This is a genomic window from Roseiarcus sp., assembly GCF_052145395.1.
In the GTDB taxonomy this organism is placed as follows: Bacteria; Pseudomonadota; Alphaproteobacteria; order Rhizobiales; family Beijerinckiaceae; genus Roseiarcus.
This window is the reverse complement of record NZ_JBKQOT010000860.1, coordinates 13,971-28,217: the sequence shown is the minus strand read 5'-3', so window position 1 is coordinate 28,217 and position 14,247 is coordinate 13,971. Positions and strand designations below refer to the sequence as shown.

7 protein-coding genes are annotated in these 14,247 nt (G+C 62.7%); 4 read left to right on the top strand and 3 right to left on the bottom strand.

The annotated features are described in order from the left end of the window. From ACLP25_RS29960 to ACLP25_RS29950, 3 genes are all read left to right on the top strand, one after another. Positions 1 to 2,541, top strand: a 2,541-nt coding sequence (locus ACLP25_RS29960; protein ID WP_442472736.1) for an efflux RND transporter permease subunit, incomplete at its 5' end; no start/stop codon positions are given. After that, positions 2,534 to 3,832, top strand: coding sequence for an efflux RND transporter periplasmic adaptor subunit (locus ACLP25_RS29955; RefSeq protein WP_442472735.1), 1,299 nt, complete (start codon positions 2,534 to 2,536; stop codon positions 3,830 to 3,832). The genes ACLP25_RS29960 and ACLP25_RS29955, both read left to right, overlap by 8 nt. 431 nt (positions 3,833 to 4,263) lie before the next feature. Next, a complete protein-coding gene (locus tag ACLP25_RS29950) occupies positions 4,264 to 4,797 on the top strand; it encodes a cytochrome family protein (RefSeq protein WP_442472734.1) in 534 nt (177 codons plus the stop codon). 619 nt (positions 4,798 to 5,416) lie between these two features. Here the strand turns inward: ACLP25_RS29950 and ACLP25_RS29945 are convergent. After that, positions 5,417 to 5,908: a hypothetical protein gene (locus ACLP25_RS29945; protein WP_442472733.1), complete on the bottom strand. Its 492-nt coding sequence runs from the start codon at positions 5,906 to 5,908 to the stop codon at positions 5,417 to 5,419. A 513-nt stretch (positions 5,909 to 6,421) separates the two neighbouring features. Between ACLP25_RS29945 and ACLP25_RS29940 the strand changes: the two genes are divergently transcribed. Next, a complete protein-coding gene (locus ACLP25_RS29940; protein ID WP_442472732.1) occupies positions 6,422 to 11,938 on the top strand; it encodes a trifunctional serine/threonine-protein kinase/ATP-binding protein/sensor histidine kinase in 5,517 nt (1,838 codons plus the stop codon). A 95-nt stretch (positions 11,939 to 12,033) separates the two neighbouring features. Here ACLP25_RS29940 and ACLP25_RS29935 read toward each other — a convergent pair whose 3' ends face one another. Together ACLP25_RS29935 and ACLP25_RS29930 are read right to left on the bottom strand one after the other, a co-directional pair. Next, positions 12,034 to 13,143 (bottom strand): substrate-binding domain-containing protein, encoded by a 1,110-nt coding sequence (locus tag ACLP25_RS29935; RefSeq protein ID WP_442472731.1) that lies wholly within the window; start codon positions 13,141 to 13,143, stop codon positions 12,034 to 12,036. A gap of 29 nt (positions 13,144 to 13,172) precedes the next feature. After that, the gene (locus ACLP25_RS29930; protein WP_442472730.1) at positions 13,173 to 14,225 is read right to left on the bottom strand and encodes an ABC transporter permease; all 1,053 of its coding nucleotides are present in this window, start codon (positions 14,223 to 14,225) and stop codon (positions 13,173 to 13,175) included. Positions 14,226 to 14,247: the final 22 nt, after the last annotated feature.

The window sequence follows — 14,247 nt, the reverse complement described above, 5'->3', positions numbered from 1 at the left end:
GCGATGCCGACGACCATCGCCGACCTCAACAATATTCCGATCACATATGCCAACGGGCAGACGGTGTTCGTGAGGGATGTCGGCCAGGCGCACGACGGCTGGGCAGTGCAGCAGAACGTCGTGCGCGAAAACGGTCGACGCTCCGTGCTCTTGAGCGTGATCAAGAATGGCGGCGCCTCGACGCTTGCCGTCGTCGAAGGGGTCCGCAACGTCCTGAAGATCGCGCGTCTGGCCGCGCCCCCTGGCCTGAGCATCAACGAGCTGTTCGATCAATCAAAGCTCGTGACCGCCTCGATCGCGAGCGTGGTCCGCGAGGGAGCGATCGCAGCCGGGCTCACGGGGCTGATGATCCTGCTGTTTCTCGGCTCATGGCGGTCGACCTTGATCGTCTTGATCTCGATACCGCTGTCGATCCTGACATCGATCGTCGTCCTCTACGTCCTCGGCGACACGCTCAACACCATGACCCTCGGCGGCATGGCGCTTGCGGTCGGCATTCTGGTCGACGACTCGACGGTGACGATCGAGAACACCCACCGGCTGCGCAGTGAAGGCATGAGCCTCGCCGCGGCGACCCTGCACGGCTCCGCGGGCATCGCCGTCCCGACGTTGGTCTCGACGCTCGCGATCAGCTGCGAGTTCACGTCGGTTGTGTTCCTGGAAGGACCGGCGAAATTCCTGTTTACGCCGCTCGGGCTTGCGGTGGTGTTCGCGATGCTGGCCTCTTATACGCTGTCGAGGACCTTGACGCCCGTCATCATCGGCCTGCTGCTCAAGAGTGAACACCACGGCGCGGCGCCTGGCTCGGGCAACTGGTTTACGCGCTTTCACCAGGGATTCGAGCGCGCCTTCGAGCGACTTCGTCGCGGCTATGTCCGCATGCTCGCGATGCTCCTGAAACGACCTTGGATCGTCCCGGTCGTCGCCGCGCTGATCCTTGCGCTGGGCGGCGTCATGCTCAACTTTGTTGGCCGCGACTTCTTCCCCGCAATCGACGGCGGCCAGATCAAGCTTCATGTCCGGGCGCCTGCCGCAACGCGCATCGAAGCGACGGAGCACATTTTTCAGGAGGTCGAAGACAAGATTCGCGAGGTCATCCCCGAGCGAGACCTCGACCTCATCGTCGACGATTTCGGGGTGCCGCAACGAACGTACAACCTCGCGTTCACCGACGGGTCGACCATCAACGCCAACGACGGGGTGATCCTGGTGTCGCTAAAGGACGGACACGCGCCAACCGCCGATTACGTCCGCAGGCTCCGCGAGGCGCTGCCGGCATCCTTTCCCTCGGTGACCTTCTATTTCCAGGCCGCCGACATGACTACCCAAATCCTCAATTTCGGACTGCCGGCGCAGATCGATGCTCGCGTGGTCGGCCGCGACCGCGCTACGAACGTGAGGGTGGCGCATCAGCTGCGCCGCCGCGTGGCGGCCATTCCAGGCATTGCCGACGCCCACCTCCAGCAGGAGCTCGATGCGCCCGCTTTCATCGCCAACATCGACCGGTCGCGGGCGTTGCAACTCGGTCTCAATGCGCAGGCGGTCGCCAACGATCTCAACATCAGCCTGAGCTCGTCGGAGCAGGTCTCACCCAACTTCTGGACCGATCCGACGAACGGAATTCCCTACTACATTGCGGTCCAGACGCCCGAGCATCAAGAGAGCTCGCTCGGTGAACTCGGCAACACGCCGGTGTCCACCACGATCGCTTCCGCCGGTCCGCTGACGTCCGGGCTCCTGAGCAACGCGGCGATGTTGCAGAGTGAGGCCGTTCCCAACATCCCCGGGCTCTTGAGCAACGTGGCGACGTTGCGGCGGGACGTGACTCCCACCAATCTGAACCAGACCAATATCCAGCCGGTGTACGACGTTTATGCCGCAGTGCAGGGACGCGATCTCGGCAGCGTCTCCGATGACATCAGCAAGATCGCCGCGGAGCTGCAGAAGCAGCTCAAGCCCGGCAACACGATTCAGGTTCTTGGCCAGATCCAAAGCATGAACGATTCCTTCCGGGACCTCGGCATCGGGCTCCTGTTCGCGGCCGTGTTCGTTTATATGCTTATGGTCGTCAACTACCAGAATTTCGGAGATCCGTTCGTCGTCATCCTGGCGCTTCCGGCGACGTTGTGCGGCATCGTCACGATGCTGTTCATCACCGGCACGACGCTCAGTGTCCCCTCGCTGATGGGCGCCATCATGGCGGTTGGCGTAGCCTCGGCGAACTCCATTCTCCTGGTCACCTTCGCGCGGGAGCAGCAGCTCGCTGGCAGGACGGCGTTCCGGGCTGCGATCAACGCCGGCCACACTCGCATCCGCCCCGTTCTGATGACGGCCGGCGCCATGATCGTCGGGATGATCCCGATGGCGATCGGCGGCGCCGGCGAGGAGCAGAATGCGGCGCTCGCCAGGGCAGTGATCGGCGGCCTTCTGTTCGCGACCCCCACCACCTTGCTGGTCGTCCCCTATCTCTTTGCCGTGCTGCGCAAGCGCAACGACGGCGTCCCGGCCCGTGGCGTATTCGAGGACCTTCCCGATGAATGACCTTGGCTTTCGTAATCGAACCGACGGGTTTACCGCCGATCATCTCGATGACCGGCCGTTCGATCGTGACCCGCAGACCCCGCAGAAGCCTCGCCCGAAGGCGCGGCGCCGACGGGGCATGCGTGTGTTCGCTGTGGGCGCATTCTTGTTGGTCGCCGGCGGCGTGGCGTTCGGCGCATGGAGCCACTATTCGCAGGCGCAGGAGGTGACCGCGACAGCGGAGCAGGAGCGTGATTTCGTCCCCAGCGTGCGCGTCGCAACGGTCAAGGCGAGCCCCACCGTCATGTCCGTCACCTTGCCGGCGACGACGGCCGCATTCGCGCAGGCAGAGATCTATGCCCGAGCGACCGGCTATATCGGTCAGCGTTTCGTCGACATCGGCGATCGGGTCAAACAGGGGCAGCCGCTGGCGGAGCTCGCGGTGCCGGAGCAAGACGATCAGATTTCCCAGAACGTAGCGACGCGCAATCAGCTCCAAGCGGCGCTTGACCAGGCGCAGGCCAACTTGAAGCTCGCACAGGTGACCTGGGACCGGGACCGGCCGCTGGTGAATGAAGGCTGGGCGACCCAGCAGCAGGGCACAATCGACGTCCAGACCCTGAAGGCGAATGATGCGGCAGTTGGCGTCGCGCAGGCCAACATCGCAGCTCAGGATAAACTGCTCATGACGCTGCGTCAGAACCGCGACTATGCATCAGTGACAGCGCCGTTCAACGGCGTCATCACGCAGCGCAACGTCGACGTCGGCAGTCTGGTGCAGGGCAACGCCAATACCGGCACGTTCATGTTCGAGGTCATGCAGAGGGACGTGATCCGAGTGTTTGTCTACGTGCCGCAGGATGCGGCTTTCGGCGTGGCGCCAGGCGTGGATGCGATCATTCGCGTACCCGAAATTCCGAATCGCGAGTTCCCCGGCAAGGTGACCCGGATCGCCGACGCGCTCCAGAGCGGTACGCGTACGCTCTTGACCGAGATCGACATTCCCAATCGGGACGAGGCGCTGCCGCCCGGGGTCTACTGCACCGTCGAGCTCAAGATTCCACGACCGACACCATCCTTCGTCGTGCCCGCCGAAGCGATCATCTTCAACCGCAATGGCTTGCAGGTCGCGGTGGTCAATAACGGCAAGACGGAGATCCGCAAGCTCGAGGTGACGCGCGACTTCGGCACGTGGGTGGAAGCGGACGCCGGCGTGAAGCCCGGCGAGCAGGTCATCCTCAGTCCCCCGGTCAACCTCGTCGACGGCGACAAGGTACAGCTGCGCTCCAACGTGATGGCGCCGGCGACATGATCGCTATCGGGCTGTGGCCCCTGCTCGTAGCGTGGGCGTTTCGGACGGAAGGATTGAAGTTCGCAAGATCGATCCCGAATTGGACGAGTGCTCGCCGCCAAGCGAGTCGGGGACCTCGCCCTACAGCGCTTCTGACGCCAGCCGAAACTCCGCCTTCCTGATGATATTCATGCAGGGTGCATCCCAACCCTCTTTTCCAACAATTCTACGCTACGCATTCACCCATGGATCATGCGAACACCCATGGATCATACGAAGGTGTGGCTTCACCAAACAGAGAATGCAACTCCGTCTACCCATGTAGGATAGAATAGTTACGCGATGAATGTTACCTAAGCAGCGGCGCAACGCTACGAGCTCCGTTGTTAACCGTCGAAAAATCTGCCTCAAAAGCGACCAGCTGACGCGCCGCCTTTGCCAGGGCCAATTAGGTGAGTTTTACGATGCCGATAAACCAGCACTTGAGCAAATCTAGCATTCTCCTGGCCTTGGCGACTTCGGCATACTGCTCTCTAGCGCTCTTGCCCGGCGCGACTTTGGCACAATCGGATGCCCCGGCCGGTTCAACTGCGCCAAGCTATCTTCCGAGCATCAGTGACTTCATGATAGCGACCATCCAGCCTCGCCATGTCAGAGCCTGGATCGCCGCGCGGAGCGGAGACTGGTCGTTTGCTGGCTACGAACTGGGAAATCTGAAGGGCGCGTTCGATCGCCTTGGCCGAGCCCATCCCATGGAACACGACATTCCGCTGAAGGACTTGATTGTGTCCGTAACTGCTCAACCTTTTGAGGATTTGCACAAAGCTATTCAATCGAAAGATTGGACAGCGTTTTCCAAAGCCTATACGAATCTCACCTCCGCGTGCAATTCCTGCCATGAGGCCACAAACCACGGCGTGGTCGTCATTCGGGCGCCGACAGATTTATCAATTTCAGACCAGAACTTTGTGCGGGCGGCTCAGTAGTCAGTCACGCACGAATTGCAAATACGCGTCGGCGCCCACATCGCTCCAGACGCGTAGCAGCAACTTGAAGAGAGACGGCATCCTGCTGAACATTTGAGGTGCGCTACGATTGCGTTGGAAGTTGATACCGAGTTTTCACGAATTTCAGGCCTCGGCGCCGACCGGAAGGACAGCCGTGGGAGGTCACGATCGTCGAAGCCCATGGCGGGCGACTTTGGGTGGGTGGCGTCACGCGCGCCGTATGACGCCGACGTCTGCTTCACGATCCCCTCTTGTTTCGAGCAGTAACGCCGCGGCGATGGCGACGATGCGCGCCCAGGGTCATCGGGTACCGCTTATCTTGATTAAGCGCCTTCACTGACGAAATGAGCCGAGACCGAGCGTTGAAGCCGGAGCCGTTTGTTTTCTGGCCAAGCCATTCGTCGAACCGACTTTAATCAATTGCCTGGACGCCGCGCTCCAGGGCCACCGGGGCGAAGATGAAACATGAACGTGGCTGCCACTGGCCCCCGCGCTGCGCTGACTTGGCAGGCCTGCACAGGTCTCTGCCTGGTGGGTCTGCTGACGGGTTTGCTGCGCGAAGACCGCCGATTTGTCCGACGGAGTCTTGGCGAGATTGCTAATGATCGACCTCGACACACCATGTTCTGCATGGGCCCCAGCCCTCTTGCGCTAAGGTCGTCGCGCGGCAACGATGGCGGGCGTCTTTACGGGCTTTTGTCAAGGTCCGATAGACCTTGCCATACGGGACGGTGACGTCTCCTCCAGGACGTGCGGTCTCGATAAAGGCCGTGCATTCCTCGCCGCGGGACACACCCGGTTCCTGTGCTTGGAATTGCTCCAGGCACCATCCCGGCGTCGACAGACCTAGGGGGATAAAAGGAAGAGCAAGAAAGAGAGCAATGCGCAGTCTTGTCCCCTTTTTCGTCGCCTGCCCGGCGCGAGCGAGGCGTCTTCCGGTTACCGTCCTGCCGCGGCGGACAATTCCGGTCTCGCGTTCTGTCACTGTGCGCTTGCTGTTTCCAGCACTCGCCAGATTTTCATTGGACCTGGAATCCAGCCGGCCACTGCGGTCGAACGCCGATTTCGATGCATTTTCCTCTTCTGACACTGAAGCCTCCTGCTCCGCGAACAATTGCGGCGTAAGGGACCTTCACAGTCGTCAACCGCCGCGCGTGCAGCTGTCTTAAACTCAGGGTAGAGGACAAAGCAATTGCCTCTAATTCTATAATATAGTACCCAAGTTTAATTATGCCATGCCAGCAGGCTAAAATGGCGGCCTAAACGGTCGGTATAGAATGAGCGGAAGGAATGGCAGGCCCATATAGGACATGCAGCGCAGCAAGTTCCTGCGCTCAGGAGAAGGCTCAGGTCATCAAGGTCGTGTCGCGATAGGTGGCGTCGCTCAGTTGGAGCAAGCGCTCGCAAAGCGCGCTCCCCATATCGCGGTAGCGAGCGAGCGGCTTGCGGCGGTCGTTGGCGATTCTCCGGGCATAAACATGGGACCGACAGCGATCTGGCGGCTTGCGGGAGATTCTTCTCAATACTAAAGAGATTTGGTCGCGTACATTCTCGGTCAAGCTTCGCAAACGTCGGCCGCCGATTGCCACTGCGGGAGGCTCGTTTGCAGAATGACGACGTCAAAGAGGGCCGCGCCGTGACAGCTCCGTCCGGACATGCGCCAGAGACTCTTTGGGACGATGGCGAGTTCATCCTGTCCCGGGGTGCGTGGGATGGCGGGTCATTCCCGCTCCTCGCCGTCGCGCCCTCGTCGGCTGAGCCCTTGCCCGAAACCCTTGCGCGGCTGCAACACGCCTATGCGTTGCGAGAGGAGCTCGATCCTGCTTGGGCCGCCCGGCCCTTGAGACTGGAGCTTCACCGAGGGCGGTTTACACTCTTGATCGAAGACCCCGGCGGAGAGCCCCTGTTGCGGCTCCTGAGCCAGCCCTGGGAGATTACGCCGTTTCTGCGCATCGCCATCGCCATCGCTACAACGCTTGCTCAGTTTCACCGGCGAGGCCTCATCCACAAGGACATCAAGCCGGCGAATGTTCTGGTCAACTCTGTTACGAACCAAGTCTGGCTCACCGGCTTTAGCATCGCCTCGCGTCTGCCGCGCGAACGTCAGGTCCCTGCACCGCCTGATTCGATCGAGGGCACGCTCGCATACATGCCGCCCGAGCAGACCGGACGGATGAACCGCTCGATCGATGCCCGCAGCGACCTCTATGCGCTGGGCGTCACGCTCTACGAGATGCTCACGGGCGCACTGCCCTTCACCGCGTCCGACCCCATGGAGTGGGTCCACTGCCATACTGCAAGAAAACCGGCGCCGCCCGAAGAGCGGGTCGCGGGCATCCCGGGGCCGGTCTCGGCGATCGTGATGAAGCTGCTCGCCAAGACCGCCGAGGAACGCTACCAGACCGCCGCCGGCCTGGAGCGCGACCTCCGGCGCTGTCTTGCTGAATGGGAGGCTTGGCGCCGGGTCGACGACTTCGCATTAGGCCAACAGGACACGCCTGACCGGCTTCTGATCCCCGAAAAGCTGTACGGGAGAGCGCGCGAGCTCGAGACCTTGCTCGCGGCCTTCGATCGCGTGGTCACGCGCGGCGCGCCGGAGCTGGTGCTGGTGTCTGGATATTCCGGCATCGGCAAGTCCTCGGTCGTCAATGAGCTGCACAAGGCGCTGGCGCCGGCGCGCGGGCTGTTCGCTGCGGGCAAGTTCGATCAGTACAAACACAACATCCCCTATGCGACGCTGGCGCAGGCTCTTCAGAGCCTCGTGCGAGCTCTTCTCGGCAAAAGCGACGCCAAGATGAAAAGTTGGCGCGACGCCATCGTGGACGCGATAGGCCCGAATGGACGGCTCATGGTCGAGCTCGTCCCCGAGCTTAAGCTCATTATCGGCGAACCACCGCCGGTCCCGGTGCTGCCGCCACAGCAGGCGGAGGGGCGGTTCCAGCAGGTGTTCCGACGCTTCATCGGCGTCTTCGCCCGCCCGGAACATCCGCTGGCGTTGTTCCTCGACGATTTGCAACGGCTGGACGCCGCGACCCTCGACTTGTTCGAGGATCTGTTGACCCGGTCGGACCTGAAGCATCTGATGCTGATCGGCGCCTACCGGGACAATGAGGTCGATGGCGCCCATCCGCTCATGCGCAAGCTCGACGCGATCCGCCAAGCCGGAGGGCAGGTGCAGGAGATCCGCCTGGCGCCCCTCACTCGTGACGATCTGAGGCAGATGATCGTTGATGTGCTTCGCTGCGAGCCGGAGCGCGCCGCGCCGCTCGCCCAGTTGGTGCACGAGAAGACTGGGGGTAATCCGTTCTTCGCCCTTCAGTTCGTTTCTGCGCTCGCCGAAGAGGGGCTGCTCCGTTTCGATCATGACGCGGCAGGCTGGTGTTGGGATCTCAATCGTATTCACGCCAAGGGTTACACCGACAATGTGGTGGACCTCATGGCCGGGAAGTTGACCCGCCTGCCCGTCGAGACTCAGGCCGCGTTGCAGCAGCTCGCCTGCCTCGGCAATGTTGCCGAGGTCATGATGCTTTCGATCGTTCTCGGGAAGTCGAACGAGGACGTCCATTCGGATTTCTGGGACGCTGTTCGTCTGGAGCTGGTCGAGCACGTGGATGGCTCGTACAAGTTCACCCACGACCGTGTCCACGAGGCCGCCTACTCACTCATACCGGAACAGTTGCGCGCCGAGGCGCACCTCCGCATCGGAAGACTGCTCGCGGCTCAGACCCCGAAGGAAAGGCGCGAAGAGGCCATCTTCGAAATCGTCAATCAGCTCAACCGCGGCGCGGCCCTGATCACCTCACGCGACGAGTGTGAGCGGCTGGCCGAGCTCAACCTCCTGGCGGGCCAGCGCGCGAAGGCCTCTGCCGCCTACGCCTCCGCAATCACCCATTTCGCCGCCGGCGCGGCCCTGTTGTCGGAAGACATCTGGGACCGCCGGCGCGAGCTTAGCTTTGCGCTGGAGCTGCACCGGGGCGAATGCGAGTTCCTCACCGGGGCGCTGGCAGAAGCGGAGAGCCGCCTGGCGGCCCTGTCAAGCCGCGCGGCAAATACCGTAGAACGAGCCACGGTCGCGTGTTTGCGCGTGGATCTGTACACGACCCTCGATCAGAGCAGCCGCGCCGTCGCCGTCGGTCTCGACTACCTCCGGCATCTCGGCATCGACTGGTCGGCTCATCCGACAGACGAGGAAACGCGACGCGAATACGAGCGGATCTGGTCGCAGCTCGGGAGCCGCATGATCGAGGATCTGATCGAGCTGCCTCTGATGAGCGACCCTGCTTCCCTCGCGACGATGGACGTTCTGACCAAGATCGGACCGCCCAGTTTGCATACAGATGCGCAGCTGTTTTCCCTCGTCATCTGTCGGGCGGTCAATCTCAGCCTCGAGAGCGGCAACTGTGACGGCTCGTGTTTCGCCTACGTTCGGCTGGGCATGGTCGCCGGATCGCGCTTCGGCGACTATCAGGCGGGATACCGCTTCGGCCGGCTCGGCCATGACCTGGTCGAACGGCGCGGACTGAACCGCTTTGAGGGCAGGACCTTTATTTGCTTCGGAGGTTTCGTCCTGCCGTGGACGAAACATGTCCGGGCGGGGCGTGACTTGCTGCGCAGCGGCCTACGGGCAGCGAATAAGTCGGGCGACCTCGTCTACGCGGCCTGCGGCCACCATCTGACGACGAACCTTCTCGCGAGCGGACAGCCGCTTATCGATGTGCAACGTGAAGCCGAGGATGTCCTCGCGTTTGCGCAAAAGGCGCGGTTCAGGTTCCTCATTGACATCGCCGCCACTGAGCTAGAGCTGATCCGAACTCTTCGCGGACTGACGCCGACGTTTGGCTCTCTTGATGATGGGCAGTTGGAGGAGCTTCGAATTGAGCGCGGTTCCAGCCGCAGTCCCGATCTGCAGGCCGAATGCTCGCATCTCATCCGCAAGCTCCAGGCGGGCTTCTTCGCGGGCGAATATCGCGCAGCCGTCGAGGCCTCGTCGAGGGCGCAACGTCTGCTGTGGACCCTCGCTTCACATTTCGAAACGGCGGAGTATCACCTTTACGCTGCGCTATCCCGAGCCGCCTCTTGCGATTCGGCGCCAGCCGCGGAGCGGCAGCAGCACATGGAGGCGCTTGCGGCGCATCACAAGCAACTCCAGGTATGGGCGGCAAATTGCCCCGATACCTTCGAGAACCGCGCCGCCCTGGTCGCGGCGGAGATCGCCCGGATCGAAGGCCGCGCGCTCGACGCCATGGACCTTTACGAACAGGCCATCCGCTCGGCGCGGGCAAACGGCTTTGTCCACAACGAGGGCGTGGCCTTTGAAGTCGCTGCGCGGTTTTACGCGGCGCGCGGCTTGGAGACGATCGCCCATCCCTATCTGCGGAACGCGCGCTACTGCTACGTTCGCTGGGGCGCCGAGGGAAAGGTCCGGCAGCTCGAACAACTCCATCCACACCTCCGCGAGCACTCGTTCCAGGCTCCCACCGCCATGACCGGCGCGGCGGTCGAGCAACTGGACGTTGGGGCGGTGATCACGGCCGCGCAAGCAGTGTCCGGCGAGATCGTTCTCGACCGGCTGATCGAAACCTTGATGACGATCGCACTCAAAAACGCCGCGGCTGAGCGGGGGCTGCTCATTCTGCTGCAGGGCGACACGCTGCGGATCGAGGCTGAGGGCAGATCCGATCAGAAAACGGTCAAGGTCACGGTACGGCGCGAGGCCGTCACACCGGCGGACATACCCGAATCCGTTCTGCATTATGTGGTCCGGACCCGCCAGAGCGTGATCCTCGACGACGCCTTGGCTCAAGACCCATTTTCGACGGATGACTACATCCGTGAAAAGCGCGCCCGTTCGGTCCTCTGTTTGCCCCTGGTGAAGCAGGCCAAGCTGATTGGACTGCTCTACCTCGAGAACAACCTGGCGTCGCGCGTGTTCACGCCGGCCCGGATCTCAATTTTGGAGTTGCTGGCGTCGCAGGCCGCGATCTCTTTGGAAAACGCCCGCCTCTACGGCGAGTTGATGGCGAGCGAGGAGCGCTGGCGCAACCTGTTCGAAAGCGTCCCGGTTGGCGTATCCATGATCGGTCCGGACCGACACTATGTCGCCGTGAACCCGGCCTTTCAGAAGATGACTGGCTATTCTGAAGCAGAGCTCAGTCACCTCTCGCCCGTCGACATCACCCACGAGGACGACCGAGTCGCCACCGGGGCGATCATCGCGGCCAATGAAGCGGATGAGCCCTACTACGCACGGCGCATCGAGAAGCGCTACCGCCGCAAGGATGGCGGCGTGATCTGGGCGGAGGTCGATGCCTTTCTCGCGCCGGTTGCCAGAAGCGCGCCGTTCCTGGCCGCGGTCGCCGTTGACATCACCGAACGCAAACGCGCCGAGGAGGCGTTGAGGGACGTTCGGGCGGATCTTGAGCGAATGGCGCGGCTGACGACGATGGGCGAACTCACCGCGTCGATCGCCCACGAGATCAACCAGCCGCTCGCCGCCATCGTGACCCAGAGCGAGGCCGCGTTGCGGTTTCTCAACCGGGATGAACCCGATCTCGACGAAGTGCAGGATGCGCTGTCCTCGATCCGGCAGGACGGCATGCGCGCGGCCGAAGTGATCCGCGGCCTGCGGGCGCTCGCCAGAAAATCCGGGCCGCAACTGATCCGGCTCGACATTGACGACGTCATCCGGCAAGTGCTGGCGCTCGCCCGCGGCGAATTGGTTCGGCACGACGTCGTCCTGCACACGGAGCTCGCTGCGGGCGACCCGCCGGTGATGGCCGATCGGGTTCAATTGCAGCAGGTGCTTTTGAACTTGATCATGAATGGCGTCGAAGCCATGAGAGGGGTAACGGAACGCACCAGGGTGCTGACGGTCTCCTCGATGCTGTCAGAGCCAGACAATGTCCTCGTAGCGGTAGAGGACACCGGCAAGGGGCTCGATCCGGCCGTCAGGGAACGCATGTTCCAGCCCTTTTTCACGACGAAACCGGACGGCCTTGGCATGGGACTCGCCATCTCCCGGTCGATTGTCGAAGCCCACGGCGGACGCCTGTGGGTGTCGCCGCGCGCGCCGCATGGCGCCGAATTCCGCTTCACAATCCCGTTCTGGGGAGAGCAGTAGCAAACGGCGCCATAGGCAAGATGGCCTGTCTCACTCCGACAAGACCGGAGGCCGCCAGAACAATCGCCGCCGGCCGCGGGACGAGCGAAGCGAACTTATTTCACGCCCCAAATTTTCTTGTATTCGTCGCGGTAGCCGTTGTCCGGATCGAACACATTCTTCGGGCCGCCGTCATACGCAATATTGGCCGCCGTCACCAGATGGACGCTCGGCACGTAGCCCGACCATTTCTCGTGAGCGAAGGCGCGATTGATTTCGTCTGCGAGCTGCCAGCCCTGCATGTTGAGCGGCTCCGGCACGGTCGCTGCCTGATAGTCCTTGTCGCGGATGCGCTGATACGCGGATTCCGAGCCGTCGCCGGCCGATATGTTCTGCGGATTGCCGTCGCCTTTCAATCCCGCGACCTGCAACGAGGGGCCCATGGAGTCGTAGTAGAGGTCGTTGATCGCGAGCGAGTGGGTCCATTTGTCGCCGAATTGCTGAAGCAAGGTCGTTGTGAGCTGCGGCACACGATTGGCAGTGTCGGCGAGCGGGGTATCCTCGAACGCGAGCACCTTGCAGCCGGCGCATTTCTTGATCTCAGCCTCCATCGCGCGGCCTTTGGCGATGGCGATGGCGTAGGCGGAATCGGCAAAGACTACGACTCCCGCGTTTCCATTCGAGTCCGCGATCGCCTTCATCGCCGCGACCCTGGCCACCTCCATCGCGTCGGTGGTGACATTGGCGAAGACGGGCGCCCCCTCCATCGGACCGGGCTTTGGCCCCGCGTGCCACCCGACGATCACGATGTCCTGCTTGGCGGCGTCCTCGAGCCCCGCCTTCTGTTGGACCGCGTCGCTGCCGCCTACAACGATCGCGTCGGGCTTCAAAGCAATTGCTTGGCTAAGGGCCGCAGCTTGGCCGGACACCGTGCCCTGGCCATCGATCTCGCGATACGTCCACCCAATCACGTCGGCCGCTTCTTTCAGGCCATGCGCGACGCCTAGGATGCCGCCGTTGCGCATGTCGCCGGCGACATAGACGATCGACTTCTTGCCGGCTGCATTCGGCCCGGTTGTGGGGCCGTCCCATTTGTCGGCGCGGCTCGTCGCTTTCTTGACGACGACCTTCGCTTCGTCGACCAGCGCGTCCGCCCGCGCCGCCCCCCCGACGAAGGCAAGCGTCAGCGCGCTCGCCACCGTCATCACGAAAGCCCTTTTGACCATACGTCTTCCTCCGGGTTGCGACGGCCGCGTCAGGCGGCGGTCCTCTTGTTGATTTGGCTCTCGGCCGCGCTGCGGCGGCGCTGGGCGTAGCCGGCGATGCCGATGGCGACCAGAAGAGTGATGCTGTTGAACATCGGCTCGACCCAGAACGAGCCCCCGAACTGCTGAATGCCGGCGATGCCGACGGCAAGAATGGCGACGCCGATCAAGGTGCCCCACACATTGACGCGCCCCGGCTTGATCGTGGTCGAGCCCAGAAAGGCGCCCACCAGCGCCGGGAGCAGATATTCGAGGCCGACGCTCGCCTGACCAATCCTGAGCTTCGAGGCCAGGAGCACGCCAGCGACGGCAGTCAAGAGTCCCGACGCGACAAACGCGGCGACGGTGTAGCGTCGGACAGGAATGCCGTTCAGCGCCGCGGCCCTGGGGTTGGCGCCAATAGCATAGAGATAGCGGCCGATCGGCAGATGTTCGAGCACGAACCACAGGATGAACGCGAGCCCGAGAACGTAAAATCCGGTGATGGGCAAGCCAAGAATCATAGTGCCGTTCAGCGCCAGAAATCCGTGCGGCAGACTGCCTAACACCTGCCGTCCGCCGGTATGCCAGAGAGCAATGGCGTAGAGCGCGGTGCCGGTTCCGAGGGTGGCGATAAACGAGTCGATAAAGGCGACCTCGACCAGAATCCCGTTAATCAATCCGACCAGTGCGCCGAGCGCCAGGACGATCGCCACTGCGAGCGGCCAGGGCAGCCCGACCATGGTTTGCAGGCTGATCGTGAGGATGTGGTAGAGGACGATGCCGTATCCAACCGTCAGGTCGATCTTGCCCGACGCCATCGGGATCATGGCCGCGAGCGACAACAGCGCGATGATCGCCTTGTCGGCGATGATCGAGCGCAGATTGAGAACGGTCGGGAACGTGTCGGGCAGAATGATGGAAAAGAGCGCGATCAGGAGGACCGTGAGAATCGGCAGGCCGTAAACCGCCAGGAGCCGCGTCAAGCGAGTCGCGAAAGACGCGTTCTTCAGCTCGGCGCGGGTGGGCTCCAGAGCGTCGGAGCGGATCGAATTCGTCGCCATCGCTCGACCCTCGCTGCGCTTT